This is a genomic window from Bacillus mycoides, from assembly GCF_000832605.1.
Lineage (GTDB): Bacteria > Bacillota > Bacilli > Bacillales > Bacillaceae_G > Bacillus_A > Bacillus_A mycoides.
On the sequence record NZ_CP009692.1, the window covers coordinates 1,065,891 to 1,084,351 of the forward strand.

An 18,461-nucleotide genomic window follows, 5' to 3' on the forward strand; every position below is an offset into this window, starting at 1 on the left:
AATATATAAAAAAGAAAGAATATTCTGTTCGTTTCGATGGAGGAGGTTATATCATGGGGAAGCGAGGGAAAGTGTGGTTAGCTGTCAGTGGCTTAGTAGCTACAGAAGATGGGAGATGGCTATTCGTTAAGAAAAAATACGGTGGATTGAAAGGGCAATGGTCTTTACCTGCTGGTTTTGTTAATGAAGGCGAGACTGTTGATGAAGCTGTGAAACGTGAAATTTTGGAAGAGACAGGCATTGTTGCTCATGTAAAGGGGATTATTGGTATTCGCTCAGGTGTTATTCATAATGAAATTAGTGATAATATGATTATTTTTCTTCTAGAGCCAGAGGGAGAAGACGTTATCGTACAGGAGAAAGAATTGTCGGAAGTAGCTTTTTTACATCCAGAAAATATTGCAGATGATCAAAATACTTCTGTACTCATCAAATATTTATTAGAAGGAAGAGCAGAGTCGCATTTTGAAATGGACAAAACATTAAATCCAGGAGAGCAATTTGGTTATACGGCTTATCATGTGTTTACGGCGTATGCGAAGGAGAGGGAGAAGAAGTGAGTATACCGGTACTACTTATTTCAATGATGTTGTTCTTTATTTTATTTTTTGGAATTGGATTTTTACTCAACATGATTTTGCGAGCTACGTGGGTAATGGTTATTGTATATCCGATTATTTGTATGCTTATTATTAATAAAGCGAGTGTATGGGACTATTTTTCAAAGCCAAAAGAAACATTTTCTTCATTTGGGACAAGTGTATCGCATTTAGGACACGCAGATGTGTTTATTCTATCTACTGGATTAGTAGGTGCTGCTTTAGCAGGAATCATAATTAAAAAACTTCGAAAAAGTGGATATCAAATGTTTTAATCTCCAATCAATTTGGAGATTATTTTTTTGCATATTCCTTCATCGTATAGGGAATGATTAACGATGAAGGAGTGTGGAATATAAAAATGTTAAAACGATATTGTATTCGCATTATGATGACTTGTTTACTTGCATTCGCATTATGCGTAACATGGCAGGCTTTCACAGGAGTTTCTTTATTAGAGATTATAAAATTATATGAAGGAACAAGTGTAAAAGAAGTACATGCAGCAGAAATTGAGAAAAAAGTTGCTCCGAGTAAAGAAGTGATAAATGCTTTAGAGCAGGCAAATGACTGGTCTAAATATCGTGTTATAGAAATGACTGCAACTGGTTATACATCAGGTATAGAGTCGACTGGAAAGAGGCCGGGGCATCCAGAGTATGGCATTACATATTCAGGTGTTAAAGCAAAAAGGGATTTATATTCCACAATCGCTGCCGATTTACGCGTATTCCCGCTTGGGACAATTCTATTCGTGCCAGGTTACGGATATGGTGTTGTAGCTGATAAGGGCGGTGCTATAAAAGGAAATCGTCTCGATTTATATTATGATACGGTGAAAGATGTTTATAGCCAATGGGGTAAGAAAAAAGTAAATGTGTATATAGTGAAAATAGGAAATGGCAAGTTTTCGGAAGAAGAGTTAACGATGTTAAATCAAGACGAAACGATGCAAGTGTTTCGTGGACAATATTTAAAACAAAGATAGTCTAGTGGCAATAACGCTAGACTTTTTTCTTGTCTTATTTCACCATAGAAGATATTGGAGATAGCATCTTTATCCTGCTATTTGCGGCCGGTAAAACCCCCACTGATTAAAGTTTCACTTTATATGAAATAACAGAATTTAGAATTGTCGCATTTTATCGAAAATAAAGTTATAATGGACGTAGAGAAATTTAGGGGGTCTGAACATGTTTCAAGTACAAAAAGAATTAGTAAGTCATGAAGCGGTAATTGTTGCCTTATTTGAAGAAGATAAAAAGAGTAGCTTTGTACAAGAACTGGATAAAGCGTTTGAAGGACAATTACAAGTTTTATTAGAAGAAAAAGAACTTTCAACTAAGAAGAAAGCCATTTCAAAAGTACATAGCTTAGCAAAAACAAATGTTAAACGTTATTATTTTGTTGGTTTAGGTAAGAAAGAGTCATATACAACGGAAACGTTACGTGCTGCTCTTGGTAAGGCGTTTAAAGCATTACAAGCAGCAAAAGTACAAGATGCAGCAATCTTACTTGATTCTTTCGTGACAGATAAATTAGATGCGATTGATGTAGCTCATATTGCGGCAGAAGTACAAGGTCTTGGTACATATGAATTACAAACGTATAAAACAGATAAAAAGGATCGTGTAGAATTAGAGAAGTTTACGGCTATTACAGCAGAAGATGCACAAGAAATTGAAGCAGCATTAACTGTAGGATACGTACATGGACGTGCAACGAATTCAGCTCGTACGCTTGTAAATATGCCGCCAAACGTATTAACAGCGACAAAGCTTGCTGAGTATGCAGTTGAATTAGCAGAAAAATACGATATGGATTATAAGGTTCTTGAGAAAGAAGAGATGGAAGAGCTTGGTATGGGTGCATTACTTGCAGTAAACCAAGGATCTACTGAACCGCCAAAAATGATTGCTCTTATTTATAAAGGAAAAGAAGAGTGGAAAGATGTAATTGGATTTGTTGGAAAAGGGATTACATATGATACAGGCGGTTATTCTTTAAAACCACGTGAAGGCATGGTTGGTATGAAAGGTGATATGGGCGGAGCTGCAGCTGTTCTTGGCGCGATGGAGATCATCGGTGAACTTCGTCCAGAGCAAAATGTAATTGCTGTTATTCCATCAACTGACAACGTTGTAAGTGGTACAGCATTTAAGCCAGATGATGTTATTACATCTATGAGCGGAAAAACAATTGAAGTATTAAATACAGATGCAGAAGGTCGCCTAGCGTTAGCTGACGGTATTACGTATGCGAAGAAACTTGGCGCAAATTACTTAGTTGATGTTGCAACATTAACAGGCGGTGTAATTGTTGCACTTGGAAATCATACAACAGGCGCGATGACAAATAATGAAGAATTGTTTGAACAAGTGTTAGAGGCTTCTATGGAAACGGATGAGCCAATTTGGCAATTGCCGATTTTTGAACGTGATAAAGAACGTGTCAAAAACAGTAAATTTGCTGATTTAAATAACTCACCAGGCCGTGAAGGACATGCGGTTATGGCTGGGACATTCCTTGGTGAATTTGCAGAAGAAACACCATGGGTACACTTAGACATCGCTGGAACATCTGAAACATCAGGAGCACATGATTTAGGACCATCTGGAGCAACAGGTGCAATGGTGCGTACACTTGCAACACTTGTTGAGCGTTTCGGAGAAGAATAATTTTTGAAGAAAGGGCTGTCTCAAATTTTTGGGATAGCCTTTTCTTATTGATATGGTATGACTATTGTCAGTTTTTGTCGGTAAGTCGATATATTTGGAGTTACGTTGATATAATTTCATTTACTATTTTACCGTTTCAAAAAGTGCTACATAGTGAAAGATTCGTCCTATAAAGAAATCGTATATAACGTCCCGCCTAAAGCGAATGAAGTACGCCCTGTTTCCTCAGAGACAACTAATATAAGTGCATCAATTTTCTCGGATAAGCCAATTGCAGCCCTATGACGTGTTCCTAGCTCAGGATTGATTTCCATGCTTTTTGTTAATGGGAGAATATTAGCTGCTGAGACAATATGATTATTTTTAATGAGAACGGCTCCGTCATGAAGAGGGTTCCCTGGATAAAAAATCGATTCAAGTAGTGGCGCGGTTAAGTGTGCGTTTAATGTCGTTCCAGTTTGAATGAAAGAATCAATAGCGTCACTTCGTTCCACAATAATAAGAGCACCGTGTTTTCGAGCGCTTAAATGTTGGACAGCTGTAGTGATGAAATGTGAACTTTCCGTATAAGGTGATAAATATGCTTGAATATAATATGTAGCTGCTAACGTCTGTACATTTGTTAACATATGATGAATATCTTCCATTTTACATAAAATACATTCATCTTCTTTATCGATTGCATGCTTCATGTTTGATAATTCTTTTTCAGCAATTTCAATCATCTGCTTTGTTTTTATTTTGAGCTCTTCTGACAAGCCCCATTCTTGCATAATCCTCATTCCCTTTGGTGGAGTATTTAACCATAGTGTATACAAATATTTATAGTAAAATCCTGCTAGATTTTAAAAAATATTGAGATTCAGGTTGTTTTTTTCATATAATGAAGGTACGACAGGCGAGAGGAGATGGAAGTATGAATTGGAAACAAGAATTTAGTCGCTGGCTTTCATATGCAGAATTAGACGCAGAATTAAAAGAACAGCTAGAAAACATGAAGCAAGATGAGAAGAAAATCGAGGATAGCTTTTATAAAAATCTAGAGTTCGGAACAGGTGGTATGCGTGGTGAACTTGGTGCTGGTACGAACCGTTTAAATGTATATACAGTTCGTAAAGCAACAAAAGGATTAGCTATGTTTATTGAAAAACTAGGTGAAGAAGCGAAAAAACGCGGTGTTGTTGTCGCGTATGATTCTCGTCATAAATCACCTGAATTCGCAATGGAAGTAGCTGCTACTCTTGGTGCACACGGTATTACAACATATGTATTTGAAAGCTTACGTCCAACACCAGTGCTTTCTTTCGCAGTTCGTCATTTACATACAGCAAGTGGAATCGTTCTTACGGCAAGCCATAATCCGCCCGAATATAACGGTTATAAAGTATATGGTGAAGATGGTGGCCAGTTGCCTCCAAAGGAAGCTGATGAGTTAATTAGCTACGTAAATGCAGTAGAGAATGAATTAACAGTTGAAGTTGCTGATGTTGAGCAATTAAAAGCTGACGGTTTATTACATATAATTGGACAAGAAGTAGATGATGCTTATGCAGCAGAATTGAACAATGTCATTATTAATAAAGAGATGGTGAAAGAAGTAGGAAAAGATTTAAAAATCGTCTTTACACCATTGCATGGAACATCAAATATTTCGGTACGCCGTGGTTTAGAAGAAGTTGGATTTACAGATGTAACAGTTGTAAAAGAGCAAGAGTTACCAGATCCAAATTTCTCTACAGTAAAATCACCAAACCCAGAAGAGCATGCAGCGTTTGAGTATGCAATTCGCGACGGTGAAAAAGTAGGCGCAGATGTGTTAATCGCAACAGATCCTGATGCAGACCGTCTAGGTGTAGCAGTTCGCAATCACGATGGTGAGTTCCAAGTATTAACTGGTAACCAAACAGGTGCGTTAATGCTTGATTACTTATTATCACAAAAGAAGGAAAACGGAACGCTTCCAGAAAACGGTGTTGTTTTAAAAACAATCGTAACGTCTGAAATTGGCCGTACAATCGCAAAAGCATACGGTTTAGATACAGTTGATACGTTAACTGGATTTAAATTTATCGGTGAAAAAATTAAACAGTATGAAGAAAGCGGACAATATGAATTCCAATTCGGTTATGAGGAAAGCTACGGTTATTTAATCCGTCCATTCTGCCGTGATAAAGATGCGGTGCAATCCGTCCTATTTGCATGTGAAGTAGCTGCATACTACAAATCACAAGGTAAAACGTTATACGATGGTCTGCTAGAAGTATTTAAGAAGTATGGGTTCTTCCGTGAGGACCTTGTATCGTTAACGTTAAAAGGAAAAGATGGTGCCGAACAGATTCAAAAGATGATGGCAACATTCCGTGAGAATCCTCCGAAAGAAGTAGCTGGTTTAACAGTTGTTGCAGTTGAGGATTATAAAGAAAGCATCATTACAACGTTACAAGATGGAAATAAGGAAGAGATTCACTTACCGAAATCAAATGTGTTAAAATATCAATTAGAAGATAGTTCTTGGTTCTGCTTACGTCCATCTGGAACAGAGCCGAAAATTAAATTCTACTTTGGTGTACAAGATGATTCCTTACAAAATAGTGAACAAAAGTTACTTACTATTAAAGAAGATATTATGAATTGTTTATAATAGAATAGAGTGCTACTGATAGGAAAAGAGGAGAACGGAGAACGGCCTCCTCTTTTCTTGTAGTTTTGTTTGATGTAGAGGATTATTACGAGCGAGTGTTATAAATTTACACTTTACTAAGAGAATTAGAATGAAAAGCGAGGGTATTTGTCATGAAAAAAGTGAGAAAAGCAATTATCCCGGCAGCGGGATTAGGAACACGCTTTTTACCAGCAACGAAAGCAATGCCAAAAGAAATGCTTCCAATTGTAGATAAACCAACAATTCAATACATCGTAGAAGAAGCAGTAAAATCAGGCATCGAAGATATTATTATCGTTACTGGTAAAGGAAAGCGCTCTATCGAAGATCATTTTGATAACGCATTTGAATTAGAGCAAAACTTATTAGAGAAGAAAAAGTATGAGTTACTTGAAAAAGTACAAGCTTCTTCTAAAATGGTAGATATCCATTACATTCGACAAAAAGAACCAAAAGGATTAGGACATGCTGTTTGGTGCGCACGTAAATTCATTGGTGATGAGCCGTTTGCAGTATTATTAGGCGATGATATCGTTCAAGCTGAAAAACCATGTTTACGTCAATTAATGGACGAGTATGACAAAACACTTTCTTCTGTTATTGGTGTACAAACTGTTCCTGAAGCAGAAACACATCGCTATGGAATTATTGATCCGTTAGAGCAAGAGGGACGTCGTTATCAAGTTCGTAAATTCGTTGAGAAACCAGCGCAAGGTACTGCGCCTTCAAACTTAGCGATTATGGGACGTTACATTTTAACTCCTGAAATCTTTATGTTCTTGGAACAGCAACAAGTTGGAGCGGGTGGCGAAATTCAGTTAACGGATGCAATTCAAAGCTTAAATGAAATTCAACGTGTATTTGCATATGATTTTGAAGGAAAGCGTTATGACGTTGGTGAAAAATTAGGATTTGTTCAAACGACAATTGAAATGGCATTGCAACACCCAGAATTACGTGATGATATGCTAGTAATGATGAAGAAAGTTTTAGACGAGCAAATGAAGCAAGAGTCTTAATATAATAAAAAAGGAGCTGTTCCTATAGGAACAGCTCCTTTTTTATTATGAAATCGTCGAATGAGAATGCTGATAAGCGGAACGACGTACAGCATAGTATATGCGAGGTGCGATAATAGCGCCGATAATTGTAAACGCAATATCCTTTACTGCGAACCACATCATAATCATCCAGGCAGCTTTATAACTCATATTACCACCCATGAAAATATTGACTGCCCCGTACATATAAGTAGTACCGATAATATACGTTAAAATGATTCCGACGAAAGAAGAAATTGCAAAGGTGCTGAATGTTGGTCGTTCTTTTTGTTCTACTAGTTTTCCTGATACGTAAGCAACGATAATAAATGCGATAATAAAACCACCAGTAGGATCTAAAAGTGCTCCAAATCCAGCTTTGAAGTTAGCGAAGATTGGCGCACCTGCTACTCCAACAAGCATGTAAACAGTCATTGATAATGCCCCAAGTCTACTCCCAAGAAGAAGACCTGCTAAAATTGCGAAAAATGGTTGCATAGATAATGGAATGCCCGCTATTTGTAAGAATGGTGCCCACGATACAATATTTGCACCAATAGCCATAAGAGCGACGAACATGGCAGCTAATGCTAAATCTAAAACATGAAGCTTCTTCATAATGTTAACCTCCAGTTGTGTTTAGGTTAACATTATCGTAGCGAAAATATTTACTTGTTGTCAATCAAAATATTTTGATAAGAAGGCTTTAAATAGTCTCTAAGCAATGTGTATGGAATACGAAACTGCGGAATTCCGCTTGAATAAGGAGCAATTTCATATAAAGAGAAATAAATTACAAGATTATCCGGTTCTAAAAAGTAGTGAAACTTTTTAGTGCTCGTTACTTTTTCGACTGCATCAGGAAAATAAATGCTTTCATTTTGTTTAATTTGTCTTACAATCTCTGTGCGAATTATTTCTTTATATTTATCCTCTTGTTGAAATAAATCGTCTAAGTGTAATAATTTTTTTTCGTTTAAATCAAATGTATTTGCCTTCCACGTATACAGTCCGTGCGCTCCGCCTGTATATTGATAGTAATTCACATATAGGCTGAGGAAAGGTGGTTTGTTTAAAGCTACTTTATAGTCAACATTTGCAACGTATGGATGAAAAGGTGTGCTAGATCCTTCTGTTTCCTCATAATATTTCTTCGCTTCTTTTTCTAATTTACTTTTAAATTTAGTAGTAGAGTTTTTGTAATAGGAATTCAGCTTATTTTGAAATTTTGAATCAGAAAAGTTGTGAAAGGAAGGCCTATTAATTTGATATTCTATATAAGGTTTCTTACCTTTTTGCGTTACAGTCTTAACATTGATTGTCAGGTTGGATGCTTTGGCTGCTATTGCACAATTTGGTACAATAGTCAGCAAGGAGAACATAAGCAATAGTATACAAAATTTCTGTTTCATTTAGGTGAAACCTCCTTATATAAGTGTTATAGGTAGTTTGAAATTAAACAGGTAAAATTATACATTTGATCTAAAGTGAGAGAGGTTGAAAACGATATGTCAAAAACTTTAATGGATTCGCTTGGAATTGAGTTGTTAGAAATGACAGAGGATAAAGTAGTTGCTACAATGCCTGTTGATGAACGCACGCATCAGCCGTTTGGATTTTTACATGGTGGTGCATCTGTTGCATTAGCAGAAACTGTGGCAAGTGTTGGTTCATACAATTTAATTGATCAAGAAAAATGTATTTGTTTCGGATTAGAAATTAATGCAAATCATATTCGCTCAAAGCAAGATGGAATTGTAACAGCAATTGGAACACCGATACATAGAGGACAATCGACAATGGTTTGGGATATTCGCATCATTGATGAAAATGATGAGTTACTATGTATATCAAGATGTACAGTAGCAATTAAAGAAAAACGTGAAAAGTAAAAAGAGGCGGCTCAATAGAGCGCCTCTTTTTTATAATTAGAACTGGATTTTTTTCTCTAAGAAACCTTTTAGTTCGCTAATTGGCATACGAACTTGTTCCATTGTGTCACGGTCACGTACTGTAACAGCTTTGTCTTCAACAGAGTCGAAGTCGTATGTGATACAGAATGGAGTACCGATTTCGTCTTGACGACGGTAACGTTTACCGATAGAACCAGTTTCATCAAAGTCTACCATGAAGTCTTTAGCTAGTTCTGCGAATACTTCAGTAGCACCTTCAGATAGCTTTTTAGATAATGGTAAGATAGCTGCTTTATATGGTGCTAAAGCAGGGTGGAAACGAAGAACAGTACGAGAATCGTTTTCTAATTGCTCTTCTTCATATGCATCACATAAGAATGCTAATGTTACACGGTCTGCACCTAGAGATGGCTCGATGCAGTAAGGCACGTAACGCTCATTCGTTTGTGGATCGATATAGTTAAAGTCTTCGTTAGAGTGTTCCATATGACGTTTTAAATCGAAGTCTGTACGAGATGCAACGCCCCATAGTTCGCCCCAACCGAATGGGAATCTGAATTCAATATCAGTTGTTGCGTTACTGTAATGAGATAACTCGTCTTCACCGTGGTCACGAAGACGCATGCTTTCTTCAGTCATACCAAGTGAAAGTAACCAGTTTTTACAAGTTTCACGCCAGAATGCGAACCACTCTAAATCTTCACCAGGCTTACAGAAGAATTCAAGTTCCATTTGTTCGAATTCACGTGTACGGAATGTGAAGTTACCAGGTGTGATTTCGTTACGGAAACTTTTACCGATTTGGCCGATACCAAATGGAAGTTTTTTACGCATAGAGCGTTGTACGTTTTTAAAGTTTACGAAAATACCTTGTGCTGTTTCAGGACGAAGGAAGATTTCGTTTGTGCTAGACTCTGTAACACCTTGGAATGTTTTGAACATTAAGTTGAACTGACGGATTTCCGTGAATTCTTGGCTACCGCAATCTGGGCATTTTACTTCATGTTCTTTCATTAAGTCAGCCATTTGGTCGAAAGTAAGACCGTCAACGACCATTTCGATACCTTTTGCGTCTAATGCATCTTCAATTAATTTGTCAGCACGGTGACGAGCTTTACATTTTTTACAGTCGATCATTGGATCATTAAAGTTACCAACGTGACCAGAAGCGATCCAAGTTTTTGGGTTCATTAAAATAGCAGCATCTAAACCAACGTTGTGTGGAGATTCTTGAATGAATTTTTTCCACCAAGCTTTTTTGACGTTATTTTTTAATTCGATTCCAAGTGGACCGTAATCCCATGTGTTTGCAAGACCACCGTAAATTTCAGAACCAGGGAAAACGAAACCGCGATGTTTCGCTAAGTTTACAACTTGTTCCATTGAATACATAATAAAATCCTCCTTTTGAAAGTTAACGTATTTGCGATGACGTGATAGGTACTTTGGAAACGAGCAATATATGCTTTAAAAAACATAAAAAAACGCTCATCCCAAGGCTTAATCGCCTAGGGACGAGCGTTTGCCCGCGGTTCCACCCTAGTTGATACACAAAATGTGCATCCACTTTATCACGTATTGCTCGAGACTGCCGTTTCCTCGCAGCTTCAGGCTTTCACTATCCCTGAATCGCTTTTTATGCAAGTACTTATAAGTCCGTCATCGCTACTTATATTAATAATAATGAACATATTTTAACACGTTCTTTTTTAAATCTCAATAGAGGAACGTGCCCATCTAGGATAGAGTCTCGCCTATTTTTTCGTTATTTATTCCGTAATTTTGCTTAATATGCTTAATTGCTTCACGTTTACTAAGTGGAGCGAGCTCGTTAGTTTGAACGTATTCCCATACTACATCTGGTTTTGTTTTTGCATATTCGCGAAGGACCCAGCCGATTGCTTTTTGAATGAAAAATTCTTTTGAGGAATGTAGTTGTCCGATAATCCAGAAAAGGAGTTCTTCATCCATTTTTTGTTTATATTTTAGCTGGAATAAAATAGCGGCACGTTGTAACCATATGTTTTCTGATGCAATCCATTTTGGAATATATGCAGAAATTAATTCTGGATGTTTTAAAAAGATAGCACCTAAAAATGTAGGGACGATGCTATCAACAGAATCCCACCAAGATTTTGTGACAATAAGTTCTTCTAAAAATGGGATGTGAGTTTCATTTATGTGTTTTTTATATTTTTGCATGATATCGAGTGCGGCAGCTTGAAATTCACGTTCTGGTAGGTCCCAAAGTTCACGCACGATAATTTGGAAGTCCTTTTTATCTGGGAGAGTATGTATTTGAATTACGTCTTTCAATAACTGTCTTCTCTCAGGAGTTTGAATACCGAGAAATGGGAAGTGATTTTTCATATAACGTGCCATCGGTTCTGCTTTTTCGGGATTTTGATGAGCTGTAAAATGCTCTTGTAATGCCTTTACAAATGGATGCATAGGTATGTACTCCTCTCTCATTATCTTTCTCTTCTTATTATACAAAGAGTTTGGTTAAATTTTAAAACATAACTTGCACTGTAATGAAATATGTTGAGAAGAGAGAGGAGAGGATAAGATGGAAGATCAAGGCGTACTAGCAGGTTTCTTTGCTCTTAGTTTTGCGTTTATTCTTGTTATAATAATTTGGGCAATTATTTCGTATTTGTTAACAGCTTTTGCACTTTATACGATGGCGAAAAATGATGGTGCAACTGATGGTGTTCTTGCTTTTATTCCGTTTATAAATAGTAAGATATGGGGTGATTTAGCGAAAGATAAATTACCAGATTTCTTGAAAGAAGAAGCAGGGTGGAAAGTATTTGGCATATATGTTGGATGCTTCATCTTTAATTTCGTACCAATTCTATATATATTAGCAACAGCTGTATCACTTGTACTGTCTATTTATCTTATCTATGCTATTTTGGATAGATACGGAACGAATTCCATACTGTTTACGATCATTCATACAATCACGTTTTCGGTTTTCTTGCCGATTCATTTGTTCATTATTCGGAATGAGCCGGTGAGGTATAACGAGTAGGCGTATCAAAGTTGCCCTGCGGTCGATATATTTGGTTCTATAATAATTCGGATATGCTGAAAAAAGAACGAAAGCGCCCTGCTGTGAACTGTACCCCGAATCATGGACACTTAAAAAAAGCCCCATGATTCGGGGTTTTTGTGTATTTTTATCAAAAAACCTCGTTATAATGGAACCAACGATAGAAATGAGGTACGGAGAATGGGTAAAATTATTTTTAACGAAATTCAAATGAAACAGCTAGAAAAAAATAAAAATGTATTAAAAGCGTCGGACCGTTCGATTAGCTATTGTTCAGATTTCAAAGTAAGAGCGGTAAAAGAAAATCAACAAGGAAAAGGTCCTAGCCAAATCTTTTTAGAGAATGGGTTTGACTTAGCTGTGATCGGTGAGAAGAAACCAAAACAATGCTTGAAACGTTGGCGAAGAACCTTTGAACAATTTGGTGAGGAAGGCTTTTATACAGAACGCCGCGGGAAAGGAAGCACGGGACGCCCTTCGGAAAAACCCCTCTCTTCTGATGAAAAATTAAAGAAAGCGGAAGCACGTATTGCGTTTTTAGAAGCGGAATTGACATTCCTAAAAAAGTTAGACGAACTCGAAAGGCAGGCGTTACAGAAGAAGCGTTAACACCACGAGAAACATACACACTGATTGAACAAACCATACGTCGATTCCAATTCCCACGTATGGTGCGTTACCTTTGCACACTGACTGGGGTAAGTCGGAGTGGATACTATGCGTGGCTTCATCAGACAGATAAACAGCTGGAAAAAGAACGCAATGATGAAACAGATTATGAATGGATCCAAGAAATTTTTAATCGAAAAGGGAAAACATGTGGTGGTCGTTCTATCAAAATGGTGTTGGAAAAGACAAAAGGAATTTGTATGAATCTCAAGCGTATTTACCGTATTATGCGTAAATATAACCTTGTGACAAAGATTCGCCGAGCGAATCCTTATAAACACATCGCAAAAGCGACACAAGAACATAAAACATGTCCGAACCTTTTAAAACGCCAATTCAATCAAGAAGAGCCTGAAAAAAGTATGTTAACGGATATTACCTATTTATTTTATGGAAAAGGAAAGAAGGCTTATTTATCATGTGTAAAAGACAGCGCAACACGAGAGATTTTAGCCTATCATGTCTCTTCCTCTTTACGAATGGATATCGTCTATCAAACATTAGATAACTTGAAAGAGAGATTAGGAGAAGTCATTCATCCTGAAGCGCTTCTACATTCAGACCAAGGTATTCATTATACACACCCTGAATTTCAGAAACGTGTAAGAGAAATGGGGATCAGACAATCTATGTCCCGTAGGGGCAATTGTTTAGACAATGCACCAATGGAATCCTTTTTTGGTCATATGAAAGATGAATTAGATTATAAAGATTGTCAAACCTTTGAATCCCTTGAGCTCAACATAAAGGATTATATGGAGGAGTATAATTATAATCGTTATCAGTGGACATTAAAAAAGATGGCTCCGATCGAATATCGGAACCACCTTTTAAGTGCTTGATTTTTCAGGGCTTTTTTATTAAACTGTCCATTTTATAGGGTACAGTTCACTGAGCAGGGCGCTTTTTTCTACTACATAAGATAGCGTAAGTAAATGTAAATGTGAGAAATGATTAATGAAACGATCATAATTGGGAAGCCGACTTTAAGGAATTCCATGTAGCTGAATTTATGTCCTTCACGACTTGCGATTCCGGCTACGATTACGTTAGCAGAAGCCCCGATTAATGTTCCGTTTCCACCTAAGCAAGCACCTAATGCTAATGCCCACCATAGTACGTCAATTTGTGCGTCAGAAGGTGATAAACCTAGCCCAACTGCCATATCGTTAATAAGTGGAATCATTGTTGCAACGAATGGAATGTTATCGATTGTTGCAGAGGCGATACCAGATACCCATAGAATAAGGATAGATGCGTGAGAAATATCTCCGCCTGTTATTCCAATTACTTTTTGAGCTAACATTTTGATAAGCCCGATATCGATAAGTCCTCCAACGAGTACGAATAGTCCCGCGAAGAAGAAGATTGTTACCCACTCTACACTTGCGAATACCTCTTCAATTTCATGTTCTTTCACACCGATTAACATAAGTACAGTAGCGCCAGTTAAGGCGATGATAGCTGCATCAATATGGAAAATAGAATGAGTCATGAAGCCTACAATAGTAAGGCCAAGTACTGTTAAAGATTTCTTCATTAATACTGGGTCTTTAATGTATTGTTTTTCATCTAAGCTCATTAACTTTTTAATTTGTACAGGATCAGCAATTAATTGCTTACGGTACATGAAGTAAAGCATTGTTGCCGTAACAGCAATAATGATGATCACGATAGGTGCTAAGTTGAATAAGAAAGCATTGAAATCTAAATGCTTATTTGCAGAACCAATCATAATATTTGGCGGATCACCAATTAATGTTGCTGTTCCTCCGATATTTGAAAAAATAATTTCAGAAAGTAAATATGGAACAGGATTTACTTGCAAGATGCGCGTAATAGATAAAGTAACTGGAACAACAAGAAGTACTGTTGTAACGTTATCTAAAAATGCTGAGCCAAGCGCGGTAAGTAAGGAAAGTGAAATTAAAATTTTAATTGGATTTCCTTGTGCTCCTTTTGCGGCTTTAATGGCAACGTATTGGAAGACACCTGACTTACTTGTAATGTTTACCAGTATCATCATACCGATGAGTAATGTAATTGTTCCCCATTCAATATGTTTCGTAAAGGCATTGTGTAAGTCAACGACCCCTGCAATTACCATGAATGCTGCACCAAGAAGTGCGATGACAGCACGGTTAATTTTTTCAGAAATAATAATGGCATATGTAATTAAAAAGACTGCGATAGCGAAATAATACTGCCAGTTTGCGAGTTCTTGCGTTGTTTCGTGCAAAACTCTCATCTCCTTTCATTCACTTTTCTTAGTGTGTCAAAAAATTAACTAGATGAAACACACATAACGTCATTATAAAGTAGAAAAATGGCGGATGTAAATGAAAGGGTTTATTTTGTCATATTTTCTGCATAGGTCATTTTTTCTTATTTTTAAAAATATTTGTGGGCATCTGACATATATATAAGATACATCCAATCTGAATATTTAAAATCGAATCAGCATTCGAGCTTGTTCGTGTAGGAGTGTCAAATAGAAAGGAATGACAAATATGATAAGGAAGGGATCGTATGGATGAACAACGATTTTTGTTTTTAGACTTTGAGTTTACGATGCCCCAGCATAGAAAAAAGCCAAAAGGTTTTTTCCCAGAAATTATTGAGGTCGGACTCGTTTCAGTTGTTGGTTGTAAGGTGGAAGATACGTATTCATCGCATATTAGACCGAAAACATTTCCGTCTTTAACGGATCGATGTAAAAAATTTTTAGGAATTAAACAGGAAGTAGTGGACAAAGGAATTTCTTTTCATGAACTTGTTGAGAAACTTGCAGAATATGAAAAGAGTGGTAAACCGACAATTGTAACGTGGGGAAATATGGATATGAAAGTCTTAAAGCATAACTGTGAAATGGCGGGAGTAGAATTTCCATTCTTTGGACAGTGTCGTGATTTATCGCTTGAGTATAAGAAGTTTTTTGGAGAGAGAAATCAAACAGGGCTGTGGAAAGCAATTGAGGCGTATGGAAAAGCAGGAACAGGAAAGCATCATTGTGCGCTTGATGATGCGATGACGACATATAATATTTTTAAGTTAGTAGAAAAAGATAAAGAGTATTTAGTCAAACCAGCACCTCCGACATTAGGGGAACTTGTTGATTTTTCGAAAGTGTTAAAGAAAGTGAGTACACAGTAACGACCAAATTGCAAAATATGTAATTTGGTCGTTTTGTTTTTTAAAGTTTGTAATCTTGCTTCAATTGCTGAAGTGTTTCTAGACTACGCCCCGCAAAAGGTGAATCATCTTCAGAAAATGAATTCATTTGAGTTTCTAATGCTAATTTTAGTGACTCTGTATAATCCGGAATTTCTCCTTCATATTTCTTCACCATTTGCTCTGGAATGTTCGTCTGTTCACGAAAAGCTAAAGCACGTCTTTCATGGAAGAATGGTACGTCAGCTTGTTTTACATTATGTAAATCACCTTGCACTGGATGTTTTAAAACAGCTAGTACTTTTACGACGTAACTGCCAGGACGGCTATTTGTAATTTCGCCGATGTATTTTCCAGTTTTATAAATACCAGTAACGATTTCACCAATTTCAAATGTTTCTCTCATATTTTTCACCTCAAGTTTATAGTAAGGAAAGTGCGCGAAGGAGTCAAAGAAATCATTCGCTTTCGGAACGCCCCCTTGAGAATATGAACTGGTTCAACTATAATTTAAAGATATATAACAGAAAATTCTGATGTTTTTCGAATCCTATAATAAGGAGTGTTCGTTATGATGCCTTTATATTTCCCTGAAGATAAAACGGAGTATATTATTCCAGGTATTGTTTGCGTTCTATTTATCATCGGTGCGGTTGCTACGTGGCGTATGTTTATTCATGTATCAAAACGAGAAGCAGAGCGATTACAGAAAGTAGAAGAAAAGCTTTTAGCTGAAAAGAAACGGTAATTCATTTTTGTATGTTTCCCTCTATGCTCGGACAATCTAAGGGCAGAAAGCATTTTGGAGGGAATTGAATGAAAAGACGGCTTTTTTTCAGTTGTTGTTTATTATTTCTAATGGCGGGTTGTGACCAAGGGAAGCCGAAAGAAATTGATGTGAAATTACATAATGCTTCAGGTGATGAAGTTGGGACTGCAAAAGTAGCTCAGCAAACAAGTGGAGTGAAAATTACGATTAAAGCGGAAGGTTTTGCACCAGGACCACACGGTATACATGTACACGAAATCGGAGAATGTAAAGCGCCTAGTTTCGAATCATCTGGGAATCATTTTAATCCAGATAATAAAAAACATGGGCTCTTGAATCCGAAAGGTGCGGAAAATGGTGATTTACCGAATGTAGTGGCGGATGGTTCTGGAAAGATTAAAGCAGAAATCGATGCTCCGCATATAACGCTTGAAGAAGGAAAAACGACGATTCATAGAAAAGATGGAGCGTCTATTATTATTACAGAAAACGCTGATGATGGTATGACGCAACCAACTGGTAAATCTGGCGGCCGAATTGCTTGCGGTGTTATCGTAAAAAAAGCGTCGGATCTGAAGAAAAAATAGAAGCTACCGTGAATGATAGCTTTTGTTGTAAAACCGCATGATAGTAAGTGGAATTATATCGATTTACCGAAAAAAGGAGGCTATCTCAATATCATTTTGGGATAGCCTCCTTTTTTGTTATGAGAATGTATGGTGTAGTCTGTTTAAAATTTCTTCTAAAACAGATCTAGGACAGCCAATGTTAATTCGGATATGGGCTTCTCCACCTGTTCCGTATTTCTCACCGGGCTCAATGATGATTTTACCTTTCTCTTCAAGCAATGCTGTTCGTTCATCTTGAGAAAGATCCAAGTGGGAACAATCAATCCACAGTAAAAAACTACCTTCTGGTTTAATTACAGAAAGAGCTGGTATGTGATTTTGAATATACTCACAAGCAAATTGAGCGTTATCTTCAACATACAATCGAATTTCATTTAGCCAATCATTACATTCTGTATAGGCACTTTGCATTGCTGTATAAGCAAATGTATTTAATCCGTGGAATCCTTGTCTATATTGGATAGACATAAAGGCATTACGGAGATTTTCATTCGGAATAATAATGATCGATGCTTGTAATCCAGCGATATTAAATGTTTTGCTCGGAGCCATACAAGTAATAGTGCGTGCTGCTAATTCTTCAGATAAGGAAGCAAACGGTGTATGAGTATGGCCTCTATAAATAATATCGGCGTGAATTTCATCCGCGACAACGGTTACATTATATTGCGTACATAACGTACCGAGTTTTGTTAGCTCCTCTTTCGTCCAAACGCGCCCGATAGGATTGTGAGGGCTGCAAAGAAGCATTAGTTTTACACCTTGTTTAAATAAGGGACTCTCACATAATTGTCTATTATTTGTTTTGACCATTTCAAAAAATGGTGGATAAATAGGAGGTTGTACTAGTACGGCTTCTCCTTCTTTCGTTATAGCTTGTATGCTCGTACTAAGAGCTGGAACGATACCTGCGCTAAATACAATCCATTCTTTTTGTATTTCCCAATTGTATTGGCTTTTCGTCCAATTACAAATGATATCCCCAATATTTTCAGGAGGAAGTGTATAGCCGAAAATAGGATGTTCTGTGCGTTTTTGTAATGCAGTTTGAATTGGTTTTGGTACTTCAAAATCCATATCGGCAATCCAAGCGTGGATGAGCTCTTCATTTTTATATGTATCCCATTTTGTACTATGCGTTCCGCGACGATTTACCGTTTTATGAAATAGTTGCATATGTTTGCTCCTTTCTTCTGTCAAACTGTTAAGTTATGAAAATTCTCACTCTTCTTATAGAATAGCTGATGTGATACGATAAAGAAAAGCATTAAAA

At 36.9% G+C, this 18,461-nt stretch carries 20 protein-coding genes; 12 read left to right on the top strand and 8 right to left on the bottom strand.

The window, feature by feature from the left end:
* Window positions 1-53: 53 nt before the first annotated feature.
* The 4 genes from BG05_RS07285 to pepA all read left to right on the top strand — a co-directional run bounded on the left by BG05_RS07285 (window position 54) and on the right by pepA (window position 3,277).
* Complete coding sequence (locus tag BG05_RS07285; RefSeq protein WP_002015875.1) at window positions 54-560, top strand: NUDIX hydrolase; 507 nt, start codon at window positions 54-56, stop codon at window positions 558-560.
* On the top strand, window positions 557-874 hold the full coding sequence (locus BG05_RS07290) for a YuiB family protein (RefSeq protein ID WP_002089308.1): 318 nt from the start codon (window positions 557-559) through the stop codon (window positions 872-874). Before BG05_RS07285 ends, BG05_RS07290 begins: the two co-directional genes overlap by 4 nt.
* An 86-nt stretch (window positions 875-960) precedes the next feature.
* Window positions 961-1,587: a 3D domain-containing protein gene (locus BG05_RS07295; RefSeq protein WP_002129706.1), complete on the top strand. Its 627-nt coding sequence runs from the start codon at window positions 961-963 to the stop codon at window positions 1,585-1,587.
* Between the two features lie 205 nt (window positions 1,588-1,792).
* Window positions 1,793-3,277 carry a cytosol aminopeptidase gene (gene pepA / locus BG05_RS07300; protein WP_003192132.1) on the top strand — a complete coding sequence of 495 codons (1,485 nt, stop codon included), beginning with the start codon at window positions 1,793-1,795 and terminating at the stop codon, window positions 3,275-3,277.
* A gap of 167 nt (window positions 3,278-3,444) precedes the next feature.
* On the opposite strand, the gene cdaS is transcribed toward pepA, so the two are convergent.
* Complete coding sequence (cdaS, locus tag BG05_RS07305) at window positions 3,445-4,050, bottom strand: sporulation-specific diadenylate cyclase CdaS (RefSeq protein WP_002129703.1); 606 nt, start codon at window positions 4,048-4,050, stop codon at window positions 3,445-3,447.
* Between the two features lie 143 nt (window positions 4,051-4,193).
* Here cdaS and BG05_RS07310 point away from each other — a divergent pair, with 143 nt between their 5' ends.
* Window positions 4,194-5,918, top strand: coding sequence for a phospho-sugar mutase (locus BG05_RS07310; protein WP_016127723.1), 1,725 nt, complete (start codon window positions 4,194-4,196; stop codon window positions 5,916-5,918).
* Window positions 5,919-6,070: 152 nt separating this feature from the next.
* On the top strand, window positions 6,071-6,958 hold the full coding sequence (galU, locus tag BG05_RS07315; RefSeq protein WP_002015869.1) for a UTP--glucose-1-phosphate uridylyltransferase GalU: 888 nt from the start codon (window positions 6,071-6,073) through the stop codon (window positions 6,956-6,958).
* 45 nt (window positions 6,959-7,003) lie between these two features.
* On the opposite strand, the gene BG05_RS07320 is transcribed toward galU, so the two are convergent.
* A complete protein-coding gene (locus BG05_RS07320; protein WP_002015867.1) occupies window positions 7,004-7,597 on the bottom strand; it encodes a biotin transporter BioY in 594 nt (197 codons plus the stop codon).
* Window positions 7,598-7,647: 50 nt separating this feature from the next.
* Window positions 7,648-8,391, bottom strand: a complete 744-nt coding sequence (locus BG05_RS07325; RefSeq protein ID WP_002129698.1) for a DUF3298 and DUF4163 domain-containing protein — start codon at window positions 8,389-8,391, stop codon at window positions 7,648-7,650.
* Between the two features lie 96 nt (window positions 8,392-8,487).
* Between BG05_RS07325 and BG05_RS07330 the strand changes: the two genes are divergently transcribed.
* Window positions 8,488-8,871 carry a hotdog fold thioesterase gene (locus BG05_RS07330; RefSeq protein ID WP_002034550.1) on the top strand — a complete coding sequence of 128 codons (384 nt, stop codon included), beginning with the start codon at window positions 8,488-8,490 and terminating at the stop codon, window positions 8,869-8,871.
* 36 nt (window positions 8,872-8,907) lie between these two features.
* On the opposite strand, the gene BG05_RS07335 is transcribed toward BG05_RS07330, so the two are convergent.
* Window positions 8,908-10,284 (bottom strand): glycine--tRNA ligase, encoded by a 1,377-nt coding sequence (locus BG05_RS07335; protein ID WP_002015863.1) that lies wholly within the window; start codon window positions 10,282-10,284, stop codon window positions 8,908-8,910.
* 345 nt (window positions 10,285-10,629) lie between these two features.
* Window positions 10,630-11,343: a DNA alkylation repair protein gene (locus BG05_RS07340; RefSeq protein ID WP_002015862.1), complete on the bottom strand. Its 714-nt coding sequence runs from the start codon at window positions 11,341-11,343 to the stop codon at window positions 10,630-10,632.
* A gap of 118 nt (window positions 11,344-11,461) precedes the next feature.
* Between BG05_RS07340 and BG05_RS07345 the strand changes: the two genes are divergently transcribed.
* Together BG05_RS07345 and BG05_RS29295 are read left to right on the top strand one after the other, a co-directional pair.
* A complete protein-coding gene (locus tag BG05_RS07345) occupies window positions 11,462-11,929 on the top strand; it encodes a hypothetical protein (RefSeq protein WP_002015861.1) in 468 nt (155 codons plus the stop codon).
* 201 nt (window positions 11,930-12,130) lie between these two features.
* Window positions 12,131-13,461, top strand: a protein-coding gene (locus BG05_RS29295; RefSeq protein ID WP_087944740.1) for an IS3 family transposase whose coding sequence is annotated in 2 segments (ribosomal slippage) — window positions 12,131-12,518 and window positions 12,518-13,461 — 1,332 coding nt in all. Because the reading frame shifts where the segments join, the coding sequence is not laid out codon by codon here.
* Between the two features lie 71 nt (window positions 13,462-13,532).
* Here the strand turns inward: BG05_RS29295 and BG05_RS07360 are convergent.
* On the bottom strand, window positions 13,533-14,858 hold the full coding sequence (locus tag BG05_RS07360; RefSeq protein WP_002129696.1) for an ArsB/NhaD family transporter: 1,326 nt from the start codon (window positions 14,856-14,858) through the stop codon (window positions 13,533-13,535).
* Window positions 14,859-15,148: 290 nt separating this feature from the next.
* On the opposite strand from BG05_RS07360, the gene kapD reads away from it, so the two are divergent.
* Window positions 15,149-15,772 carry a 3'-5' exonuclease KapD gene (kapD, locus tag BG05_RS07365; protein ID WP_002034559.1) on the top strand — a complete coding sequence of 208 codons (624 nt, stop codon included), beginning with the start codon at window positions 15,149-15,151 and terminating at the stop codon, window positions 15,770-15,772.
* Between the two features lie 40 nt (window positions 15,773-15,812).
* Here the strand turns inward: kapD and kapB are convergent, their stop codons facing one another.
* Complete coding sequence (gene kapB / locus BG05_RS07370; protein ID WP_001209324.1) at window positions 15,813-16,196, bottom strand: kinase-associated lipoprotein KapB; 384 nt, start codon at window positions 16,194-16,196, stop codon at window positions 15,813-15,815.
* Window positions 16,197-16,361: 165 nt separating this feature from the next.
* Between kapB and BG05_RS31015 the strand changes: the two genes are divergently transcribed.
* The gene (locus tag BG05_RS31015) at window positions 16,362-16,538 is read left to right on the top strand and encodes a hypothetical protein (RefSeq protein ID WP_041867982.1); all 177 of its coding nucleotides are present in this window, start codon (window positions 16,362-16,364) and stop codon (window positions 16,536-16,538) included.
* Between the two features lie 68 nt (window positions 16,539-16,606).
* Window positions 16,607-17,146 (top strand): superoxide dismutase [Cu-Zn], encoded by a 540-nt coding sequence (gene sodC / locus BG05_RS07380; protein ID WP_016127724.1) that lies wholly within the window; start codon window positions 16,607-16,609, stop codon window positions 17,144-17,146.
* A 117-nt stretch (window positions 17,147-17,263) separates the two neighbouring features.
* Here sodC and BG05_RS07385 read toward each other — a convergent pair whose 3' ends face one another.
* A complete protein-coding gene (locus BG05_RS07385) occupies window positions 17,264-18,364 on the bottom strand; it encodes a MalY/PatB family protein (RefSeq protein ID WP_003192117.1) in 1,101 nt (366 codons plus the stop codon).
* Window positions 18,365-18,461: the final 97 nt, after the last annotated feature.